17 protein-coding genes and 1 pseudogene are annotated in these 21125 nt (G+C 67.4%); 7 read left to right on the top strand and 11 right to left on the bottom strand.

All coding sequences use genetic code 11. The annotated features are described in order from the left end of the window. Positions 1–85 precede the first annotated feature (85 nt). From QX039_RS25410 to QX039_RS25400, 3 genes are read left to right on the top strand one after another with little or no spacing between them, the layout of a single operon-like run. On the top strand, positions 86–847 hold the full coding sequence (locus QX039_RS25410; protein ID WP_315737374.1) for an ABC transporter ATP-binding protein: 762 nt from the start codon (positions 86–88) through the stop codon (positions 845–847). After that, positions 841–3207 (top strand): ABC transporter permease, encoded by a 2367-nt coding sequence (locus tag QX039_RS25405; protein ID WP_315771193.1) that lies wholly within the window; start codon positions 841–843, stop codon positions 3205–3207. The genes QX039_RS25410 and QX039_RS25405 overlap by 7 nt, the downstream gene beginning before the upstream one ends. 2 nt (positions 3208–3209) lie before the next feature. Then, the gene (locus QX039_RS25400; protein WP_409998845.1) at positions 3210–4409 is read left to right on the top strand and encodes an efflux RND transporter periplasmic adaptor subunit; all 1200 of its coding nucleotides are present in this window, start codon (positions 3210–3212) and stop codon (positions 4407–4409) included. A gap of 42 nt (positions 4410–4451) precedes the next feature. Here the strand turns inward: QX039_RS25400 and QX039_RS25395 are convergent, their stop codons facing one another. The 4 genes from QX039_RS25395 to QX039_RS25380 form a co-directional block, all read right to left on the bottom strand. Continuing rightward, a complete protein-coding gene (locus tag QX039_RS25395) occupies positions 4452–5549 on the bottom strand; it encodes a D-alanine--D-alanine ligase family protein (RefSeq protein WP_315771045.1) in 1098 nt (365 codons plus the stop codon). Positions 5550–5666: 117 nt separating this feature from the next. After that, positions 5667–6191 (bottom strand): thermonuclease family protein, encoded by a 525-nt coding sequence (locus tag QX039_RS25390; protein WP_409998837.1) that lies wholly within the window; start codon positions 6189–6191, stop codon positions 5667–5669. 159 nt (positions 6192–6350) lie between these two features. Continuing rightward, the gene (locus QX039_RS25385; protein WP_315737722.1) at positions 6351–6536 is read right to left on the bottom strand and encodes a hypothetical protein; all 186 of its coding nucleotides are present in this window, start codon (positions 6534–6536) and stop codon (positions 6351–6353) included. Positions 6537–6702: 166 nt separating this feature from the next. Then, entirely contained in the window at positions 6703–7116 is a 414-nt protein-coding gene (locus QX039_RS25380) for a hypothetical protein (protein ID WP_315771047.1), read from the bottom strand. A gap of 449 nt (positions 7117–7565) precedes the next feature. On the opposite strand from QX039_RS25380, the gene QX039_RS25375 reads away from it, so the two are divergent. Then, positions 7566–8420 carry an HWE histidine kinase domain-containing protein gene (locus QX039_RS25375; RefSeq protein WP_315737378.1) on the top strand — a complete coding sequence of 285 codons (855 nt, stop codon included), beginning with the start codon at positions 7566–7568 and terminating at the stop codon, positions 8418–8420. Positions 8421–8602: 182 nt separating this feature from the next. Continuing rightward, positions 8603–9617: pseudogene (locus QX039_RS25370) on the top strand (NAD(P)-dependent alcohol dehydrogenase). A 147-nt stretch (positions 9618–9764) separates the two neighbouring features. On the opposite strand, the gene QX039_RS25365 reads toward QX039_RS25370, so the two are convergent. From QX039_RS25365 to QX039_RS25340, 6 genes are all read right to left on the bottom strand, one after another. Further along, the gene (locus QX039_RS25365; protein WP_315771049.1) at positions 9765–10682 is read right to left on the bottom strand and encodes a DMT family transporter; all 918 of its coding nucleotides are present in this window, start codon (positions 10680–10682) and stop codon (positions 9765–9767) included. Positions 10683–10981: 299 nt separating this feature from the next. Continuing rightward, positions 10982–12154: a M20 aminoacylase family protein gene (locus QX039_RS25360; RefSeq protein WP_315771051.1), complete on the bottom strand. Its 1173-nt coding sequence runs from the start codon at positions 12152–12154 to the stop codon at positions 10982–10984. A gap of 193 nt (positions 12155–12347) precedes the next feature. Further along, a complete protein-coding gene (locus tag QX039_RS25355; protein WP_315737382.1) occupies positions 12348–12560 on the bottom strand; it encodes an MJ0042-type zinc finger domain-containing protein in 213 nt (70 codons plus the stop codon). An 83-nt stretch (positions 12561–12643) separates the two neighbouring features. Next, positions 12644–14389 (bottom strand): CHAD domain-containing protein, encoded by a 1746-nt coding sequence (locus QX039_RS25350; RefSeq protein WP_315771054.1) that lies wholly within the window; start codon positions 14387–14389, stop codon positions 12644–12646. Positions 14390–14631: 242 nt separating this feature from the next. Then, positions 14632–15585 (bottom strand): exopolysaccharide biosynthesis protein, encoded by a 954-nt coding sequence (locus QX039_RS25345; protein WP_315771056.1) that lies wholly within the window; start codon positions 15583–15585, stop codon positions 14632–14634. Between the two features lie 28 nt (positions 15586–15613). Then, positions 15614–16591 carry a TerC family protein gene (locus QX039_RS25340; RefSeq protein ID WP_315771058.1) on the bottom strand — a complete coding sequence of 326 codons (978 nt, stop codon included), beginning with the start codon at positions 16589–16591 and terminating at the stop codon, positions 15614–15616. Positions 16592–17185: 594 nt separating this feature from the next. Between QX039_RS25340 and QX039_RS25335 the strand changes: the two genes are divergently transcribed. Both QX039_RS25335 and ftsH read left to right on the top strand, forming a co-directional pair. After that, a complete protein-coding gene (locus QX039_RS25335; RefSeq protein WP_315771059.1) occupies positions 17186–18139 on the top strand; it encodes a lipid kinase in 954 nt (317 codons plus the stop codon). Positions 18140–18205: 66 nt separating this feature from the next. Then, positions 18206–20053, top strand: coding sequence for an ATP-dependent zinc metalloprotease FtsH (gene ftsH, locus QX039_RS25330; protein ID WP_315771060.1), 1848 nt, complete (start codon positions 18206–18208; stop codon positions 20051–20053). Between the two features lie 258 nt (positions 20054–20311). On the opposite strand, the gene QX039_RS25325 is transcribed toward ftsH, so the two are convergent. Continuing rightward, on the bottom strand, positions 20312–20845 hold the full coding sequence (locus tag QX039_RS25325; protein WP_315737388.1) for a cytochrome b: 534 nt from the start codon (positions 20843–20845) through the stop codon (positions 20312–20314). Positions 20846–21125: the final 280 nt, after the last annotated feature.

Below are 21125 nucleotides of genomic sequence, written 5' to 3'. Positions count from 1 at the left end.
GTGGGATGTCATCCGATGTGGAAGATTCAGGCGTGAGACGTCTCGCACGTTCGATGCGGGCCTTTGGTGCAGGAGCCGCAGCCCGATGAGTTCGGCCGTCACCAACGACGGGGGCCCCGCCGCGCCTCCTGATCGGTCCGGCGCCACCCCGGTGTTCCGCGCCCGCAAGCTCTCGAAGACCTATCGGATGGGCGAGGTCGAGGTGCACGCGCTGCGCGACGTCGACCTCGACATCTACGAAGGCGAGCTCGTGGTGCTGCTCGGGCCGTCGGGATCGGGCAAGTCGACCTTGCTCAACATTCTCGGCGGGCTGGACAGCCCGACCTCGGGCGAGGCGCAGTGGCGCGATCATCAACTGGTCGGCGCCGGCGATGCCGAGCTGACGCGCTACCGGCGCGAGCATGTCGGCTTCGTGTTTCAGTTCTACAACCTGATCCCGAGCCTCACGGTCCTCGAGAACGTCGCGCTGGTCACCGAGATCGCCGACAAGCCGCTCGATCCGCTCGAGGTGCTCAAGCTCGTCGGCCTCGAGCGGCGGATCGACCACTTTCCCTCGCAGCTGTCCGGCGGCGAGCAGCAGCGCGTCGCGGTGGCCCGCGCCATGGTCAAGGCGCCCGACGTGCTGTTGTGCGACGAGCCGACCGGCGCGCTGGATTATGAGACGGGGAAGGTCGTGCTCGCCGCGATCGCCCGCGCCAACGCGCAGCTCGGGACGACCACGATCATCATCACGCACAATGCGGCGATCGCCGGCATGGCCGATCGCGTGCTGCGGCTCGGCGGCGGGCGCATCGTCGGCGAGACGCGCAATGCGCGGCGCCTCTCGGCCGATGAGGTGCGCTGGTGAGCCTGCTGGACCGCAAGCTGTGGCGCGACATCGGCGCGATGCGCGGACAGGTGGTCACGATCGCGCTGCTGGTGGCGGCTGGTGTCGCCGTGTTCGTCGGCTCGGTCTCGACCTATTTGTCCCTGCGCGGCGGCTGCGAGCAGTTCTATGCCGACGGCCGGTTTCCGCAGATCTTCGTCACGCTGAAGCGGGCGCCGCTCGCGCTGGTGCCGCGGCTCAATTCCATTCCTGGCGTGGTCGCGGTCGAGCTGCGCATCGTGCGCGAGGTCATCGTCGATTGGCCTGCCGTCTCGCAACCGGTCTCGGCCCGCCTGGTGTCGCTGACCCATGCCGGCGACGAGCCCCTGGCGCGGTTGCATCTGCGCCGCGGCACCGCGCCCGAGCCGGGCGCCGCGCGCAGCGCCGCGGTCAACGAGGCGTTTGCCGACGCCAACGGCGTCAGGCCGGGCGGCGAGATCCGCGTGCTGCTCAATGGCCGGGTGCAGGGCTTCCGGATCTCCGGCATCGCCCTGTCGCCGGAATATGTCTACGCGGTGAAGCCTGGATTGCCGATTCCCGACGATCGCCTCTATGCCATTCTGTGGGTCGACCGGAGCGCGGCCGAGGCTGCCTTCGACATGAAGGGCGCATTCAACGACGCCGTGATCGCGCTCGCTCCCGGCGTCGATCCCAAGCCCGTCATCGAGGAGCTCGACCGGCTGCTCGAGCCCTATGGGTCGATCGGCGCGATCGCGCGGCGGGACCAGCCGTCGAACCGCTTTCTCGAGGACGAGCTGAACCAGCAGAAGGTGATGTCGATCACCATTCCCATCATCTTCTTCGGCGTCGCCACGTTCCTGCTCAACGGCGCGCTCGGGCGGCTGGTCGCCGCGCAGCGCGAGCAGATCGCAGCGCTGAAGGCGCTCGGCTTTCCGACGCTGCTGCTCACCTTGCACTATCTCAAGCTGATGCTGGTCATCGTGCTGATCGGATCGGCGCTCGGCATCGCCGGCGGCTTCGGCTTTGGCCGTGCCATGATCACGAGCTATCAAGGGTTCTTCCGTCTGCCCGAGCTGCCATTCCGGCTGGCGCCATGGGCGGCGGTCGCCGGCGTCGCGATCAGCGTCGCGGCCGGCGCGTTCGGGGTCATCACGGCGCTTCAGGAGGTCGTCGGCCTTGCGCCGGCGGAAGCCATGCGGCCCGCGATGCCGCTGGCGTTCCGCCGCTCCTGGATCGAGCGCATCGTGCCGGGCAGGGCGTTCGGCGCGCGGCGGATGATGATGCTGCGCAACGTCGCGGGGCGGCCGTTCCGCTCGCTGTTCACCATCATCGGCATCGCCTTCGCGGTGCCGATGATGGTGCTCGGGATCTTCTGGCGCGATGCGATCGGCGACATGATCGAGCTGCAGTTCAACCTGGTCGAGCGCGGCAACGCCATGATCACCTTTGTCCACCCGGTCGACCGTGCGGTCCTGCGCGATCTGGCGCGCCAGCCCGGCGTGCTCGCGGTCGAAGGTCAGCGCATCGTTCCGGTGCGCCTGCGCGCCGGGCATCAGAGCTACCTGACCTCGGTGATCGGGCTGGCCGCGACGGACGAACTGCGCCGGCCGCACGATTCCGCGCGCCGTCCGATCGTGGCGGCGCCTGATGGCATCACGCTGACCCGACGCCTTGCGGAGCGCCTGGCGCTGAACGCAGGGCAGATCGTCACGGTGGAGGCGATGGAAGGCCGTCGCCGGCGGCGCGACATTCCGGTCAGCGCCATCGTCGACGAGGCGGTCGGCATGGCGTCCTACATGGATATCGACACGCTCAATCGCTTCACCGGCGAAGGCGCGGCGGTCTCGGCGGCGAGCCTCCATGTCGAGCCGGCGGCGCTGGCTGCGCTCGGTGCGAGCTTCAAGACCATGCCGGCGATCGAATCGGTGACCATGAAGGCCTATGTCATCGCATCGTTCATGGAGAAGATCGCGGGCCTCGTGTTCGTCGTCGCCGGCATCCTGACCGGCTTCGCCGCGATCATCACCGTGGGCGTGGTCTACAACAGCGCACGCATCAGCCTGCAGGAGCGGGCCTGGGAGCTCGCCAGCCTGCGGGTGCTCGGCTTCACCCGCAGCGAGGTCGCGGGCATCCTGTTCGGCGAGTTTGCGCTGGACATCGCGGTCGGGATTCCGCTCGGCCTGTTGCTGTCGCGCGGCGTCATTGCGCTGATCGCGCAGCTGCATTCCAGCGAAAGCTTCCAGATTCCGGGCGTGATCGCGCTGCAGACCTACCTGATCGCCACCGCGGTGGTCTTGGCCAGCGCTGCGATCAGCGCCATCATCGTCCGCAGGAGGGTCGATCGGCTCGATCTGGTCGCGGCCCTCAAGACCAGGGAATGAGCATGCGTCCCGTGTTGCGCCGCCTCGGCATCGTGTCAGCGTTCCTGGCGGCCGCCGCCGTCATCGCCTGGATGGCGATGCCGGGCGCAGTTCCGGTGGAGACGGCCGTGGTGACCAAGGGGCGGTTCGTTGCCTCCGTCGATGACGACGGCAAGACGCGGGTGCGCCAGCGCTACGTCGTGGCCGCGCCGCTCGCCGGCAGGCTGGGGCGCATCCGCTTCAAGGCCGGCGACCAGGTCAAGGCGGACGACGTGGTTGCCACCATCACGCCGGGGCCAGCGCCGCTGCTCGATCCGCGCGCCCGCCGCGAGACCGAGGAGCTGCTCGGCGCGGCAGAGGCCAACGTCGAGCGGGCCAAGGCGGTCGTGGCCCGAGCGCAGGCGCAGAGCGCGCAGGCAAGCGCCGATCTGGCGCGTACCACGGCCCTGGCCGCCAGCGGAGCGGCGACCGCGCAGGCGCGGGAGCGTGCCGAGCTCGCGATGCGGATCGCCGAGCGTGACCTGCGCGCAGCCGAATATGTCGACCATGCCGCCGAGCACGAGCTGAGCCAGCTCAGAGCGATGCTGGTGCGCTACGGGAGCAAGACCGATGCCGATGCGCCGGCGGATAGTTGGAGCGTGACCGCGCCGGTCGGCGGGCTGGTGCTGAAGGTGACCCAGGAAAGCGAAACGACGGTGCAGCCGGGTGCGGCATTGCTCGACCTCGGCGATCCCCACGATCTCGAAGTGGTCGTCGACGTGCTCAGCACCGATGCGGTCGAGATCCGTCCCGGCGCTGATGTCACGATCGATCGCTGGGGCGGCGCCGGCCGACTCTCTGGGCGGGTTCGCCGGGTCGAGCCGGCGGCGTTCACCAAGATATCGACGCTCGGAATCGAGGAGCAGAGGGTCAACGTGCTGATCGACATCGTCTCGCCGGCCGAGCAATGGCAGCGGCTCGGCGATGCCTATCAGCTCGATGCGCAGATCGTCGTCTTCACGCAGGAGGATGCGACCATCGTTCCGACCGGCGCGCTGTTCAAGCGCGGTGACGACTGGTCGGTGTTCGCGCTGAAGGATGGGCGCGCCGAATTGCGCACCGTCCGGCTCATCCGGCGCTCAGGCCGGTTCGCCGCCGTGGCCGACGGCGTCGCCAGCGGCGATGTCGTGATCATCTATCCTAGCGACCGGGTGGCCGACGGCGTCAAGGTCGCGCCGCGCTGACTTGCGGCGCCGTCGGGCCCGAGGAGCGGCCGGCGATCGTCGTCAGCGCTGCGACGCCAACTCCCTGAGCCGCGCATGACGCGCCAGCGCATGCGCGATCAGACTGTCCATCAGCGCCGGCTGGGGCAGGCCGGTGGCCTCCCACATCTTCGGGTACATGCTGATGTTGGTGAAGCCCGGCAGGGTGTTCACCTCGTTGACGTAGACCTCCTCGCCGCGGACGAAGAAATCGACGCGCGCGAGACTCTCGCAGCAGAGCACGCCGAACACCTCGGTCGCCATTTTGCGGATGCGCGCGGCGAGACCCGGCTCGACCTGTGCCGGGACGTGCAGCGAGGCACCCGATGCGTCGGTGTATTTGGCCTCGTAGGAATAGAAGCCGTGGCTGTCGGCCGGCACGATCTCGCCGAGCTCGGACGCGGCGACCTTGCCGTCGGGATGCTCCAGCACCGCGCATTCGATCTCGCGCACCGGGCTGATGCAGCGCTCGATCAGGATCTTCAGGTCGAAGCGCAGCGCCAGGCGGCAGGCGGCGTCGAACTCCTCGGCACTGCGCGCCTTGGAGATTCCAACCGAGGAGCCGAGATTGGCCGGCTTGACGAACAGCTCGGATGAGCCGACGGCGTCGACCGCCGCCTCATAGGTCACCGGGGACGCTTCCGTCATGGTGACGAACGGCACGATCGGCAGGCCGGCATCGCGGAGCAGGCGCTTGGCGACGTCCTTGTCCATCGCCGCCGCCGATCCCATCACGCGGCCGCCGACATAGGCGACATCGGCGAGCTCCAGCGCGCCCTGCACGGTGCCGTCCTCGCCGTTCGGACCGTGCAGCACCGGAAACACGACGTCGAAGGCGAGCTCGCGCGGGGCGCCGACGCCGATGACCAGCGCGCGGCCCTGGCCGGCCGGCAGCAGCACGATCTGCGGGCCGTCAGCGGGTACGGTCAGCGCCGCGCCTGTGCCGTCATTCGCAGCGTCGGCGAGCACCCAGCGCCCGTCGGTGGTGATGCCGATCAGCGTGACGGCGTAGCGGCCGGCATCGAGCGAGCGGAAGATGTTGGCCGCCGAGGCCCGCGAGACGTCGTGCTCCGCCGAGCGCCCGCCGAACAGGATCGCCACGCGCGTCTTTGTCTCTGTCATCGTCCTCATCCAGCCTGGTCTTTGCGGTGCGCGACCGTACAGCCAGAGGGCGACGCGTGGCAATTGAGGTGTTGTGGCCGGTGTGGTGGACAAGGCGACGCCGTCATGCGGCCGCGCTCACCGCCAGCCGATCCCTCCGTCCGAGCACACCGACGTCGTCCCGCCGGCATGCATGCAGCCGCGATAGAGCGGCGGCTCAATGAAACGGCCGGACCAGATGCCGCGGCCGGCGCGGCGGGCGGCGCGCTGATCGGCGGTGTAAACGCCGCGCGAATATTGCGGCTCCTCGACCGCGAGCCCGCGCGACACCATGAACTGGCCGAGATCCGTCGCGCCGGCGGCGCAACGCGCGACGATGCGGCCGTAGCGATCGCCGTCGACCGGCATGCAGCGCAGAACCTTGCCGCGCGTGAAGGCGTCCAGCGTGTTGGCGGCCAGCGCGCCGCAGCGATACGGCCTGCGGTCGCGGCCGCGGCAGAGCTGTGCGCTTTCGGGCGCGTCGATGCCCCACAGGCGAATCCGCTCGCCGTGAATGTCCAGTGTGTCGCCGTCCACGATACTGACGCGGCCAGCGAGCTCAGCCGCTGCGGCGGGGAAAGCGAGGAGAAGCGGCAGAACGAGGCAGGGGAGGAAACGTCGCAAGATCGGCACCTGACGCTGAGAGGGGCGTGATCGCTCGCTGCGCGAATCGATCGCGGATCATCCCGATCTATAGCGAAGTGGAGTTGCGCGATTGTGTGGCAAGCGCAGCGACGGCAGGGGAGCGTGAATCCGCGCAGTTCGTCCAGAGAGCTTCGCGGTTCAGCGAAGGCTCGCTTTCTCTGTGCGCCCATCCTGCGCGCGGGCCGCGCGCTCGACCTCGGCGGCGAGCATGCTCAGATGCTCGGCCAGACGCGCGAACAGCTCGCGCTTGTCGCGGTCGGTGGCGAGATCACGAATGAGGGCGCATTCCGCCGCGTCGGCCCGCAGCTTGTCCGGCTGAGTCATCAACTCTGACATGTTCCGCTTCCCTGCCGCGCCGGCAAGTTTTCGAAACAACGGATCGTCATGATTGTTCCGAGTATCCACGTATTTTTCGAGCGGGTGCAGTCAGTGCCTGATCGGAGTACCTCTGCACGAATCCGAGGGGACGCGACGCTGGGTATTCGACCGCCTATCGCTCACCGGGCCACCATGTCGAGGCCGGATGCGCGGCTGAGATCTTGGTTTCGCGCAACGCCACCAGCGCGCTGCGCTTGTAGGGATGACCGCGAAGCCGCGAGCAATCCTGGCAGCGCATGTAGCGCTCGAGCTCATGGATTGGCGTCGTCTTGGCGCGCCTGATGATGTCGAGCGCGACGGTCTGATTGGTGTCGCAGCCGAGGCAGCGCACTTCGAGATAGAAATAGCCGGCGTTGAGCGCATCGCCGAGCAGCGGTGACGGCTGCGCCGGCCCCTTGTAGCCGAGCATGCGCTTATTCCAGGCGTCGCAGGCCAGACGATCCGCTTCCTTACGCGCACGCGCGGCCTGCTCCTGCGCGATGCGGATGCCGGCACCGTAGAGTCTCTCGCGCGATTTCGTCGTCATGGCCGCGATGATCGACGCTGCGGCGCTCAGCGGCAAGCCGCTAGGGTTAGCGCAGCGAGAAGCGCCGGATACAAGCTCTTTCGCGTGCAGCGTTCCGATACCGTCGTCTTTTCAGTTCGTCGGCGAGCCTGCGACGAACTCATCGTGCAACGTCCGGCATTCGTGCCGGCGCAGACGCGACGCGGAGTGCGTGCTCGTGGCGGCGGAGCGGTGGCTTCTCCCACCGCGCGGCATGATGCGTTCCGTCTGGCGCAACAGGGGTAGCCAAACGCAACGGCGCGGCAAAGGTTCCTAAAATATTTGCGCCCCGGCGGCAGTTCCTTCAGCTTGTTCCAGCCGGCGTCCGGCGATAGACCTTGCCTTCGGGGTCAATCGTGCGCGCGGGTCGGAGTTTCTCAGATTGGATCGTTCGGAGCAGACGGTGGTCGGCGACCACGTTTCTGCTCACCATGCTCGCCGTCGCGATTTCGACCGCGGGCCGGATCGGGTTGGATTATGCCGGCGCGACGCTGCCCTACGCGACCTTCTACCCGGCGGTGGTGTTCGCTGCGCTGCTCGGCGGCATTCCCGCGGCCATTTTTGCCGCCTGGCTGTCCGCCACCGTGGTGCTCGTCGGCTTCACCGATCGTCCGGATCATGCCGAGGCGATCAACCTCGTTGGATTCCTGAGCACCGCGGCGCTGATCATCTGGCTCGGGCATCTCTGTCGCGGCGCGCTCGTGGAGCTGAAGCGCAGCGAGCATGCGCGCGAATTGCTGCTCGGCGAGCTGAGGCATCGCGTGAACAATCAGCTCGCGTTGTTTCAGGCGATCGTCAGATCGAGCCTGTCGGGCGAGGATCGCGCCAAAGGGGAGGCGATCGCGCTGCGGCTCGACGCCGTCGCGCGCGCCAACAGTCTCGCCTGGTCGGACCACCGCCTGATGACCTTGCGCATGCTGCTCGACGTCGAGCTGCAGCCGTATCGCGCCTCCGGCGCCGTGACGGTAGACGGGCCGGACATGCCGTTGGGGCCGGAAGCGGTGCGCAATCTCGCGCTGGTGTTCCACGAACTCGCGACCAACGCCGTCAAATACGGCGCGCTGCGCGGTCAGGGCGGACGGCTCGAGGTCCAGATCGCGCAGGAAGGCGGCCGCGGCACCGTGGCCTGGCGCGAGCTCTGTCCGCACGCGATCGAGCCGCCTGGGAGCGAGGGATTTGGCGCGCGCATGATCCGGGCGAGCCTTGCGGCGATCGGCGGCAGCATCGAGCAGGATTTTCGCGACGAGGGTCTGGTCTGTCGGATCAGGTTCGAAGCGGCGATGTGACGGCGTGTCGGCGGTCGGTACGCGCGGTCGCGGTGATCTCCGGACTCCAGCGCGGAGCATGCGCGTGTTTGCGTTGTTTGTCCGTCGCATGGAACGACGGTCGGCTTGATCGCCGGCACGAAACGCTTCACCATTCCCGGCAGAACAATGAAGCGGCGGCGCCGCAGGGCGGGAGACATCGGATGCAATGCTACGAGCTGCAGGGGCCCGGCGGAATCGATGCGCTGGCGCTGGTCGACAAGCCCGTGCCGCAGCCGGGCAGGGGCGAGGTGCTGGTGCGGCTGACGGCAGCGAGCATCAACTACCGCGATCTCCTGACCGTGAGGGGCGGCTACGGCTCACGGCAGAAATTTCCGCTGGTGCCGCTGTCCGACGGCGCAGGCGTGGTTCGAGGCGGTCGGCGATGGCGTGTCGGCGTTCGCGGCCGGCGATCGTGTCGTCGGCAGCTTCTTCGAGAGCTGGACCGGCGGCGAGCCGAGCGAAGCGAAGATGCGTGGGGCGCTCGGCGGCGGCGTCGACGGCACGTTGACCGAGTATCGTGTCTTTCCGGTGCAGGCGCTGATCAGGACGCCCGCGCATCTCAGCGATGTCGAGGCCGCGACCTTGCCCTGCGCCGGCGTCACCGCCTGGAGTGCCGTGATCAAGCTCGGCGGCATCAGGCCGGGCCACACCGTGCTGACGCAAGGCACCGGCGGCGTCTCGATCTTTGCGCTGCTGATCGCGAAAATCGCGGGCGCGCGGGTGATCGCGACGTCGTCGAGCGAGGCCAAGATCGCGCGGCTGAAGGCGCTCGGCGCCGATGTCACGCTGAACTACAAGCAGGTGCCGGACTGGGGCAAGAAGGCGCGCGAGATCACCGGGCAGGGCGTCGATCTCGTGGTCGAGGTCGGCGGCGTCGGTACGCTGAATGAATCGATCCGCGCCACCCGGATCGGCGGCACCATCGCCTTCATCGGCGTGCTCGCCGGCGCGCCGGCCTCTGAGCTGCGGCTGCCGCTGATGGTGATGCAGCAGCAGCGGCTGCAGGGCGTCACGGTCGGCTCGGTCGACGATCTCCAGGCGCTGGCGAACGCGCTGACGCTGCATCAGGTGAAGCCGGTGGTCGATCGCGTGTTTGCGTTCGGCGAGGCGCGCGAGGCGTTCCACTACATGGCGAGTGGCGCGCATGTCGGAAAGGTGGCGATCGCGATCGGGTAAGGGCGCTGCATCAATTTTCTCGTCATTGCGAGGAGCCGAAGGCGACGAAGCAATCCAGACTTGTTTGCTCGCCGCCCTGGATTGCTTCGCTGCGCTCGCAATGACGGCGTGAGTTGCGCTTGTTTTGAGCCCTGCCGGGATATGCGGTCAGCGGACCGTCTCTCTGCCATCCATCATGCCCTTGCGCGGGGGCAGCGTCATCGCGATCACGCCGAGGACGATGCTGGCGAGGCCGATCCAGGCGGTCGGCGCGAGGTGCTCGCCGAGCCCGGCCACGGCGATCGCAACGCCGATCGGCACCCGCAGATAGGATTGCGCGGTGGCGCCGATCGAGCCGAGCGTCTGCACCAGGCGGAAATAGATCACCATCGCGGCCGCGGTCGAGACGGTCGCGAGCGCGGCCAGCGCCAACACCGAGCGCAGCGACGGTGCCAGCGTCCACGGATGGTCGACGACCAGCGCAAGCGGGATCAGGACCAAGGCGCCAGACAGCAGCGATCCCGCCGCCGGCAGCATAGGGTTGAGCCCCTTGAAGCTCTTTCCCATGATCGCGGCGCCGGCATAGCAGATGGTGGCGGCGACGATCGCAATCTGCGCCCATAGCTCGCGGCCGAGCCCGTCCAGCGCCTCGGTGCCGACGATGAGGCAGGTGCCTGCGAGTCCGGCGGCGACGCCGACCAGCTTGCGCAGGGTGACGGGCTCGTGGTGCGTCACCAGCGCGGTCAGCAGGAAGGTGAAGATCGGCGAGGTAGCGTTGAGGATCGTCGCAAGGCCCGCCTCGACGGTGCGCTCGGCCCAGGCGATCAGCGTGAACGGCACGACGCTGTTGAGGCCGGCCTGGATCATGAAGCGACGCCATATCGTCCGGTCACGCGGCCAAGCGAGGCCGCGGCTGCGGATGATCGCGGCCAGCAGCAAGCCCGCGATCAGCGTGCGTGCCGCGATCAGGGTCAGCGGCGGGATGGTCTCGACGCCGATCTTGATGAAGGTGTAGGAGGCGCCCCACAAGGTGGAGAGAACGAGCAGGAGGGCGAATTCTGTCGTGAGATCGGAGCGGCTCTGCATGGTGCCTCGCGGGCGGGAGAGTGGCTTCTCCTAGCCGGGCGGCGGCGCGTGATGTTTCGATACGGGGCGAACTGTTCGTGGAAGGAAGCCGAAGCCATTCCAATCGGTGGATTGCGTCCCTGGATCGCTTCGCTGGCGCTCGCGATGACGGAGTCTGTGAGGCCGGCGATGTCAGCCACACCCGTCATTGCGAGCGGAGCGAAGCAATCCAGACTGGCGATCCGATGAAGATCCTGGATTGCTTCGTCGCCTACGGCTCCTCGCAATGACGCCGTTGCGAGCTTGCGCGGTCGCTCCGATCAGTTCGCCGGCATGCTCTTCTCGACCAGCTTCACCCAGTACGATGCGCCGGCGCTGAGGATGTTGTCGTTGAAGCGATAGGCCGGGTGGTGGCACTCGTTGCCGGGGCCCATGCCGAGGAACACGAACGCGCCGGGGCGGGCCTCCAGCATGAAGGCGAAGTCCTCGCCGCCCATCAGCGGAATGGCGCGGTCGTTGACACGTTCAGCGCCGGCGACGTCGCGGGCGACGTCGGCGGCGAAGGCGGCCTGGGCCGGGTGGTTCATCGTCACCGGATATTTGCGCTCGTAGATCGCCTCGGCCGAGCCGCCATAGGCACGGGCCGTGGCCTCGGTGACCTCGACGATGCGCTTCTCGACGAGGTCGCGGATCTCCGGATCGAGCGTGCGGACGGTGCCGAGCATCTCGACGGTCTCGGGGATGACGTTGAAGGTGGTGCCGCCATGGATCGAGCAGATCGAGATCACCGCGGACTTCAACGGATCGACGTTGCGGGCCACGATCGACTGCAGTGCGTTGACGATCTGCGAGGCGATCAGGATGCTGTCGACGGCCCGGTGCGGGCCGGCGCCGCCATGGCCGCCCTTGCCCGTGACCTTGATGTGGATCGCATCGGCCGAGGCCAGCATCGCGCCCGGCGAGATTTCGAAATGGCCTTCGGGGACGCCCGGCATGTTGTGCATGCCATAGACCTCCTGGATGCCCCAGCGCGTCATCAGGCCGTCGTCGACCATCGCCTTGCCGCCGGCGCCGCCTTCCTCGGCCGGCTGGAAGATGACGATGGTGGTGCCGTCGAAATTGCGGGTCTCGGCGAGATATTTCGCAGCGCCCAGCAGCATCGCGGTGTGGCCGTCATGGCCGCAGGCATGCATCAGGCCCGGCGTCTTCGAGGCATAGGGAACGCCGGACGTTTCCTCGATCGGCAACGCATCCATGTCGGCGCGCAGGCCGATGGTCCTGCCGGAGCCGGACTTGCGGCCGCGGATCACGCCGACCACGCCGGTGCGGCCGATGCCGGTCACGACCTCGTCGCAGCCGAATTCGCGCAAGCGGTCGGCGACGATGCCGGCGGTGCGATGGACTTCGTACAGCAGCTCGGGATGTTCGTGGAAATCGTGGCGCCAGGCGGCCATTTCGTCGGAGAGCGCGGCGATGCTGTTGAGGATGGGCATGAGGACCGGATGACTCGCTGAAGTGAATCGGAACGCTGCAGTGATGCGGCCAGGCCAGCCGACAGCACCGCGCAACGACCGACTATGACCCGGTCAAAAAAGCGAGGCAAGTTGCGGCCGGCCATGGCGCCATGCGCGGATGCGCGGTCACCTCGACGGACGATGCCGGGCGTTCCGGATTGCGGAACGGGAGTCAGGCGAGCGGGGCGGGGGCGGGCACGCGGGGGTATTTGCGCTCGGGCGGCACCTCCAGGCGGAAGGCCCGCAGCTTCGGCTCGTCCCACGCTGCCAATGGCGTGCCGCAGACGCCGCAGTCGAACCGCCCGGCAGCGCCAACGGCGGATGTCGATTCCGCGATCTCGTAGGCGGCACGGCAATGCGGACACGTCACGCTGGATATCTTCATGAGATCACGCTCCCAAACAGCTCGACCAGACACCTTGAACCGGATCAATGCGCTCCATGAACCGACGTCATCGCGTCCAATCGTCACGCCTCCTCGGCCTGCCACGGCGTCGGCGCCTTGGTGAAGGCGCGCCACGCCTCGCGCAACGGCTGCTCCACGCCGGCCATGGCATGCGTCTGCCAGCCGGTGATCGCGGCGGCCGCGATCGCCGCGTCGGTAGAGGTGGTGCCGAGGGTCTCGATCACGCCGGCGGTGACCGCCATGTCGTTGTAGTGGCCAAGCTGTTCCTGGAAACCGGCGAGCGTCCTGGCATATTTCTTCGCCGATTTGCTCGCGCCGTAGAGCGGCAGCAGGAAGTCGATGCTGTAGCGCAGCTTCTTCAGCGCGAGACGCAGCCGGTGGCGCCGCTCGGCCGGCAGCTTCTTGAAGCGGCGGCCGCGCTTGAGCACCTTCTGGTGGCGCTCCGACAGGACAGGCCCGGCGAAATCGATCGCGGGCGCCGCGAGGCGTCGGAGATCGTCGGGGGAGACGTCGTTGCGCCAGCCGCGGGTCTCGATCCATTCGCCGAGGCCGAGCACGAAAGCGGCGCAGCGGCGCTCGGCAAGCGCGATGCGCAGCGTGCGATAGGCGAGTTCGCGCCGCCGCTCGGCGAGCGACCGGAGCGAGTCGAAGCCTGCAACCGTGGGGCACGCCTCGGCGATCTCGGGCAGCGTATCGGTCAGGAACACGTCGAGGTCGCGCGCCGCCGAGAGGCTCTGTGCCAGCCAGCGGGCATCCGCCTCGAGACCGTCGAGCGTCGCCGAGGTCCCGAGCGGCCGCATCAGGTGCAACGCGGCGCGCAGGCGGCGCAGCGCGACCCGCAACTGATGCACGCCTTCCGTATCGCGTCCGTCATCTGCTGCAGGCATTGCCTGCAGCAGATGACGCAGGCTGCCGCGCAGGACGAGGGCGAAGCTCTCGTCGAGAGACACCGCCGGATCGAGGCGCAGCTTGGGCGGCTTTTCGGCCCCCGGCGCTGCTCCCGCTGCGAGGTCGAAACCGCGCGCGGATTTGCTGCGGATCGAAGGTCTGATCGGTCCGTGATCGGCGATGCGCTGCGCGATCTCGTAGATGGCGGCGGGGTTGCCGCTTTTGAGCTCCAGCTCGATCTCGCTCACGATCTCACAGTGCTCGCCGGCCTTGATGACACCGCTGTCGAACGCGATCTCGATGGTCGCGCCGGGCACGTCGAGCATGCGCGCGTGACGATGCACGTCGGCCGTGAACACCGCCTCGAGCGTTGCATCGGCCAGCGCGGAGCGAAGCTCCTCCGGCAGCAGCGCGGCCGCCAGCACCGGATCGGGCGCCAGCGAGCTGACGCTGGCCTCCCACTCTCCGCGCTTGAGCGGGTCGTCGCTGTGCTGCTCTTTCACGGTCTGCACGAAGCGCGAGCCGCTCTGGCGCACCCGCAAGGTGAAGCCGTTCTTCCACAGCATGCGCTTCGGCGTGTCGTAGTAGACCGATGTCAGATGCTTGCGCGAACCCTTGTTGCGCGCATGCGCGGCAACGACCGGTGCGTTGTTGAAGCCGGCGAGTTGATCGGGCGCGACGAGGAGCTTCAGCTCGATCTCATGGCCGGCGCCGGCCGCGGGATCCGGCAAGGACGGCGTCACGACCTCCACGCCCGGCGCCACGGCATCCCCCCGTGTGACCGCGTGATCGGCAAGGTGCTGTGCAGTCAAGCTATCGGCGGCGCCACCGGGATCGCTGCTCGCCGAGTCACCACTATCCCGCACGCCGACCGCATGGCCACCGCCGTGGATCGATGCCGTTGCGTTCGAATCGGGCATGTGTCGATTCTGTAACCGTTTAGTGACAGTCATCTCTCGTATAGCTGCAGCCGGCACAAAGGGACAGTGGCATTTCTCGCAGGCGGCTGACGATGCTCGACGCGCCTGCGCTTATCGGTCGCATTTTTTGTTGCTACTTCAATGACAAGTGCTCGCGCTTGCGGCCGGCGGGCGCTCACGAAGATATGTCCCTCGTAGCCGCGCAATGCACCGTCGCCCGGCCGCGCTGCCACAGCGGGAACTCAGATCGAGCCGGTCAGCATGAAACGCGTGGCGATGAAGACGGCGGCTGCGGTGGTCGCAATGCTCGCGGCGGCCACGAGACCGCGGCCGCGTCGCGCCAGCGCGCGGGAGCGTTCGCGCGGATCCTGCGTCGGATCGATGGGTATGCGCCGGCTGCGCCGGTGGCGCACCGCCTGCACCCAGAAGGCAAGCGCGGCGATGCCCGTTGCGACCGCAAACACGGTCGTCACGCCGGCGGCAAAGCCGAGATCGACACCGACGCTCTCCAGCATGGCCCGCAGATGCACCGCAAAGCGTGCCAGGAGAGTTGCGGCATAATCGGCGGCCGCGGCACCCGTATAGAGCAGAACCGCCGTCCACACGACCGCGGCCATCGCAATCAGGATCGACAGCAGGACTGCGAGCCCGTCGCCGGCCATGAAGCCGATCGAGGCGGCGATCAGCGCCAACGCCGGCATCACGTTGCCCATGGGGATCGGAAGGATGATGGTGACGGCCATCAGCAGCAGCGGCAGCGCGAGCAGCATCCGCGCCGGCCGGCCGGTCAGCCAGACCAGCCGGTCCTCACGCAGGCCGCGCTCGGCAAAGCCCGCCCAATCGAGTCCGGCGCGGATCACCTTGCGCAGCAGCCGCTGCGGCACCGGCCGGCGGCGCAGCGGCTCGGGCAGCCATAGCCGCTCGGCGCCGAGCAGGATCTGCAGTGCGACGAGAGCCACCAAGGTGCCGAACACCATGCCGAACGGGCCGGGCAATGGGATCAACGCCGGCAAGGTCAGCAGCAGCAACGTCAGGCCGAGACCTTCCGACTCCAGCCGGTCGAACAATTCGCCGATGGACGGCTCCTCGGACCGCACCGTGCGGGCGATCGCGAGCAGCCGGCGGCTGATCGGCCCGTTGTGACGGCGCGGCGCCGACGAGTCCTCATCATTGGATGCGACATCATTCATCACCACGCGGCAACCTCATGTCCTCTGGCCTGCGTCACTTCATCTGCTCGACGGCAGGCCGCGTCTTCCACAGCGAATAGGCGATACCCGCGCCGAGCAGACCGAAGGTGATGCCGAGCGAGAGGGCGGGCGGAAACTTCTCGAGCCCGAGCAGGTCGGCAAGGAAGATCTTCGAGCCGATGAAGATCAGCACTGCCGCCAGCGCCAGCTTCAAATACTGGAAGCGATCGACCATCGCGGCAAGCGCGAAATAGAGCGCGCGCAGGCCGAGGATCGCGAAGATGTTCGAAGTGTAGACCACGAACGGGTCGGTCGAGATCGCGAAGATCGCGGGCACGGAGTCGACGGCGAAGACGACGTCGGCGAACTCGATCAGGATCAGCGCCAGGAACAGCGGCGTCATGAACCAGGTCGGCCTGCCGCTTGCATCCGGCTGGCGAACGAAGAAACGCTCCTCGTGCAGGCGGTCGGTGACGTCGAAGCGACGGCGCACCCAGGCCAGTGCCGGGTTGGAGCCGATGTCGTGCGGCTTGTCCTTGAACACCAGCATCTTGATGCCGGTCGCGACCAGGAACAGCGCGAACAGATACAGCACCCAACTCGCCTGGGCGACGATCACGGCGCCAAGGCCGATCATGATCGCGCGCAGCACGATGACGCCGACGATGCCCCAGAACAGCACGCGGTGCTGATAGGCGCGCGGGATCGAAAAGTAGCTGAAGATCATGGCGATGACGAAGACGTTGTCCATCGCCAGCGCCTTCTCGATCGTGAACGCGGTGAGATAGGCGGTGCCGGCCTCGCCGCCGAGTTGCCACCACACCCAGCCGCCGAAGGCCAGGGCGAGCACGATGTAGATGGCGCTCATGACGAGGCTCTCGCGCACCGAGATCTCGCGCGTCTTGCGATGGAGGACGCCGAGATCGAAGACGAGGAGGGCGAGCACGATTGCGAGGAAGGCGAGCCACATCCAGACGGGCTTGCCGGCAAACGCGATGAGCAGGAATTCCACGACGGGTCCTCTTATCTAGCCGGTGAAATTGATGTCAGGTCCGACATCGTGAGCGCACCGGCAGCTTCACCAGAGGGGCCCGGACCAGGGGTAGGGAACGGACGTATGTGTGTCCCGATCGGTTTTCAAGAGCCAGCCCCTTGCGTCTACGTTCAGCAAGATGAACGTGGAGGTGCGACAGAGTGTCTGCTGCCGCGGCAGCCGTCTTGCGGGCGTGCGGCTGCAAACTAATTCCAGAGGGCCGGAGATCCGGGCCCCTCTGATAGTCCATGCGACTATGATGTCGGACTCTCTTTCATGACCGATGCCGCTGGCAGTGATCCCGCTGGCGGTATTGCGCGCTTCGGAGCGCTCCTGAGGAGTTTGACCAGATGCGGCCACACGCGTCGCTTGTTGCTATCAGCCCTTGTTGCGATCAAGCCCTTGGGGCTCTCGCCCCCCACATCACCACCCCAACAATCATGACCCCGCTCATACCTCCCGCAATCCCTCGGATGGCGGCCGTGATCGTGATGGAACCGGAGCGCGTGCTCGTCACTTTGTATGGAACCGGTGCGCTGATGCGCACGGGCATCTCGTGTACGGGAGACAATCGTGACCACGGGGGGTGACCAGATATCGATCGCGAAGGCGCCGCCGTCGCGCTCGGCCGTCGCAACGCGCCGTCTCTTGATGATCATCAACCGCGGCAGCCGCTCCGGCGGCGAGGCCGCGGGCATTGCCGTGTCGCGGCTGAGTGCGGCCGGCTATGATCTCGTGATCTCGGCGCCGCATAGTCCGCGCGAGGTGGCGCCGTGGATCGAAGCCCATGCCGACGATGCGGAGGCGGTCGTCGTCGCCGGGGGGGACGGCAGCCTGAACGCGGCTGCGCCCGCACTGGTCAGGACCGGCCTGCCGCTCGGCATTATTCCAGCCGGCACCGCCAATGACCTTGCCCGCACGCTCGGCCTGCCTGATGACATGGAGGCCGCGGTCGACGTGATCGCCGCCGGCCACCGCCGCCAGATCGATCTCGGCGAGGTCAATGGTCATCCATTCTTCAACGTCGCAAGCCTCGGCTTGAGCGCCGAGCTCGCGCGGCAACTGACCAAGGAGACCAAGCGGAGGTTCGGCCGGCTCGGCTACGCGATCACGGCGCTCAAGGTGCTGACCAATGCGCGGCCGTTCCGGGCCATGATCGTGTCGTCCGACGGCGCGGCGCGCGTCAAGACCTTGCAGATCGCGGTCGGCAACGGCCGCTATTACGGTGGCGGCATGGCCGTCCAGGACAGCGCGGAGATCGACGATTCCCATCTGGATCTCTATTCGCTGGAGATCGGCCGCGTCTGGAAGCTGTTGGCGATGGCCTATGACTTCCGCAAGGGCCGCCACGGGCTGTGGCAGGAGGTGCGGGCCACGCGCGACACATCCTTCGAGATCCGCACGCGGCGTCCGCGCCCGATCAATGCCGATGGAGAGCTCGTCACCTTCACGCCGGCGCGCTTCGGCGTGCTGCCGCGCGCCGTCTCCGTATTCGTCCCCAAGGCCGGAGGGCAGGATCGCGCCTGACGCGATGGCGCTTGATCCGCCGCTTGCGGCCGCTCGTTTTCGACTGATCACCCGATTGAGAGACCCATGACCAAGCAGACCCGCTTCAATCTCTGGTACGCCATCGTCGCGATCTTCGTCGCGATGATGATCCACAATGCGTGGACGAGCTATCGCCAGGTCGCCGTCATTCCCTACAGTCAATTCCAGGATCTCCTGTCCGCCGGCAAGGTGAAGGAGGTCGGCGTCTCCGAGAACTATCTGGAAGGCACGCTGAAGGAGCCGCTGCCCAGCGGCCAGTCGCGCTTCGCGACGACGCGCGTCGACCAGGAGTTCGCCAAGGAGCTCAGCAAGGCCAACGTGACGTTCACCGGCCGCGTCGAGAGCAACATCCTCGGCGACATTCTCTCGCTGGTGATGCCGATCGCGCTGTTCTTCGGCGTCTGGTACTGGCTGTCGCGCCGGATGATGGGCGGCGCCGGCGGGCTCGGCGGCGGCCTGATGCAGATCGGCAAGAGCAAGGCCAAGGTCTACGTCGAATCCAACACCGGCGTCCGCTTCGACGACGTCGCCGGCGTCGACGAGGCCAAGGACGAGCTGCGCGAGATCGTCTCGTTCCTGAAGGATCCGAAATCCTATGGCCGTCTCGGCGGCCGCATGCCGAAGGGCGTGCTGCTGGTCGGCCCGCCCGGCACCGGCAAGACGCTGCTCGCCAAGGCGGTGGCCGGCGAGGCCGGCGTGCCGTTCTTCTCGATTTCCGGCTCGGAGTTCGTCGAAATGTTCGTCGGCGTCGGTGCGGCGCGCGTGCGCGACCTGTTCGAGCAGGCCCGCGCCAAGGCGCCCGCCATCATCTTCATCGACGAGCTCGATGCGCTCGGCCGCGCCCGCGGCATGGGCCCGTTCGCCGGCGGCCATGACGAGAAGGAGCAGACGCTCAACCAGCTGCTGGTCGAGCTCGACGGCTTCGATTCCTCGACGGGTCTGGTGCTGCTGGCGGCGACCAACCGGCCCGAGATTCTCGATCCGGCGCTGCTGCGCGCCGGCCGCTTCGACCGCCAGGTGCTGGTCGACCGGCCCGACAAGCCGGGCCGCATCCAGATCCTGCAGGTGCATCTGAAGAAGGCCAAGCTCGCCGCCGACGTCGATCCGGAGAAGGTGGCCGCGCTGACGCCGGGCTTCACCGGCGCCGATCTCGCCAACCTCGTCAACGAGGCGACCTTGCTGGCAACGCGGCGCGGCGGCGACGAGGTCAGGCTCGACGATTTCAACAACGCCATCGAGCGCATCGTCGCCGGCCTGGAGAAGCGCAACCGGCTGCTCAACCCGAAGGAGCGCGAGATCGTCGCCTATCACGAGATGGGGCATGCGATCGTTGCGATGAGTCTGCCGGGCACCGATCCCGTGCACAAGGTCTCGATCATTCCGCGCGGCGTCGGCGCGCTCGGCTATACCATCCAGCGTCCGACCGAAGATCGCTTCCTGATGACGCGCGAGGAGCTGGAGAACAAGATGGCGGTGCTGCTCGGCGGCCGTGCCGCGGAGCTCGTGGTCTACGGCCATCTGTCGACCGGCGCCGCCGACGATCTGCGCCGCGTCACCGACATCGCGCGCTCGATGGTGACCCGCTACGGCATGTCGGAGCAGTTGGGCTCGGTCGCCTATGAGCGCGACAACCAGTCGTTCCTGCCGCCGGGCAGCTCGCACAGCGCCGAGTATGGCGAGGCCGCAGGGGATGCGATCGACGCCGAGGTGCGTGCGATCGTGACATCAGCGTTGGAGCGGACCCGCAAGCTGCTGCAGGACAAGCGCGACGTGCTGGAGCGCGCCGCCCGCCGCCTGCTGGTCAAGGAGACGCTCGACGAGACCGAACTCGCCGCGCTGCTGAAGCAGGACCAGCGCGCCGGCGATCTGGTTGCGGCGGCGAAGCCGATGTAGTTGGTGCTGTGTAGGGTGGGCAAAGGCACAGCCGTTCTCATTCTACGAGCGAGATCGTGAAGGCGCCGTGCCCACCATCTGATCGCTTGCTCTGCCGCACGACGGTGGGCACGCTGCCGCCTGACGGCGACTGCTTTGCCCACCCTACGAAGGCGCAGCGTGTTGACCTCGTAGCCCGGATGAGCGGAGCGATATCCGGGGTCTCCAACGCTGCCTGCGATGAACCCGGATGTCGCTGCGCTCATCCGGGCTACGCGCTCACCGACGCGGCCACATCCGGGCCAATGTCTCGTCCTTCTTGACGAACTCATGCCAGAGCGTGGCGGCGATATGCAGGCCGACGACGAGATAGACCACATAGGCCAGCGCGTCGTGCGTGATCTCGCCGGCCTGCGCGATCGTCTTGTCGCCGGCGAACAGGCGCGGCCAGCTGAACGTCCAGAAGTAGCGCAGCGAGTAGCCGCCGGCGGACGAGAACATGTAGCCGGTGACGGGCATGACCAGAAGCAGCGCATAGAGCGTCCAATGATTGAGCTGCGACAGCGCGCGGACGATCGGGCCGAAGGCGGCCGGAGCTGCCGGGGCCGTCGTGCGAGCCCGCACGATCAGACGGAGAATGGCGAGCAGAAACAGCGTGACGCCGAGCGACTTGTGGATTTCCAGCAACTCGCGCCGCGGCGATGTCCCGGCCGGCTGCAGGCCGCAATAGAGTCCGATCAGCATGGCTGCAATGAACAGCAGCGCCGTTGCCCAATGGATCCGTCGCAGCAGAGGATCATAGGTCGCCGGCATGTGGGTGTCTCGTCGATGGGGGAGCAGGACGACCTGCATAGGCGCTCGTCTGGTCGGTGTCGAAGGATCAGAGGTCGACGACGAGATGTCGGACAACCGCACAAAGGTATCTGCTGATCATTTTTGAGTGATTCCATGCGTGCCGCTCTGTCAGTCGCGCCTCCGGTGATCCTCAAGCGCCGAACCGGCCTGCGGGGGGCGATACGCCGTCCCCCGTTCGATGTCTGCATCGGATCAAGCGACGATGTTGCCTTGCGGATGACGGGCGGTGCTGAGAACT

It is taken from the genome of Bradyrhizobium sp. SZCCHNR1043, assembly GCF_032489675.1.
In the GTDB taxonomy this organism is placed as follows: domain Bacteria; phylum Pseudomonadota; class Alphaproteobacteria; order Rhizobiales; family Xanthobacteraceae; genus Bradyrhizobium.
The sequence above is the reverse complement of the archived record's forward strand: the minus strand, read 5'-3'. Positions and strand labels throughout refer to the sequence as shown.

What these genes read in the sequence shown, in the direction of transcription:
- QX039_RS25365 (WP_315771049.1), bottom strand. Translation starts at nt 10,682, where the DNA reads ATGCAGAGCCGCTCCGATCTCACGACAGAATTCGCCCTCCTGCTCGTT.
- QX039_RS25375 (WP_315737378.1), top strand. Translation starts at nt 7,566, where the DNA reads ATGCTCGCCGTCGCGATTTCGACCGCGGGCCGGATCGGGTTGGATTAT.
- QX039_RS25385 (WP_315737722.1), bottom strand. Translation starts at nt 6,536, where the DNA reads ATGACTCAGCCGGACAAGCTGCGGGCCGACGCGGCGGAATGCGCCCTC.
- QX039_RS25350 (WP_315771054.1), bottom strand. Translation starts at nt 14,389, where the DNA reads ATGCCCGATTCGAACGCAACGGCATCGATCCACGGCGGTGGCCATGCG.
- QX039_RS25380 (WP_315771047.1), bottom strand. Translation starts at nt 7,116, where the DNA reads ATGACGACGAAATCGCGCGAGAGACTCTACGGTGCCGGCATCCGCATC.
- QX039_RS25360 (WP_315771051.1), bottom strand. Translation starts at nt 12,154, where the DNA reads ATGCCCATCCTCAACAGCATCGCCGCGCTCTCCGACGAAATGGCCGCC.
- QX039_RS25400 (WP_409998845.1), top strand. Translation starts at nt 3,210, where the DNA reads ATGCGTCCCGTGTTGCGCCGCCTCGGCATCGTGTCAGCGTTCCTGGCG.
- QX039_RS25325 (WP_315737388.1), bottom strand. Translation starts at nt 20,845, where the DNA reads ATGCCGGCGACCTATGATCCTCTGCTGCGACGGATCCATTGGGCAACG.
- QX039_RS25410 (WP_315737374.1), top strand. Translation starts at nt 86, where the DNA reads ATGAGTTCGGCCGTCACCAACGACGGGGGCCCCGCCGCGCCTCCTGAT.
- ftsH (WP_315771060.1), top strand. Translation starts at nt 18,206, where the DNA reads ATGACCAAGCAGACCCGCTTCAATCTCTGGTACGCCATCGTCGCGATC.
- QX039_RS25355 (WP_315737382.1), bottom strand. Translation starts at nt 12,560, where the DNA reads ATGAAGATATCCAGCGTGACGTGTCCGCATTGCCGTGCCGCCTACGAG.
- QX039_RS25395 (WP_315771045.1), bottom strand. Translation starts at nt 5,549, where the DNA reads ATGACAGAGACAAAGACGCGCGTGGCGATCCTGTTCGGCGGGCGCTCG.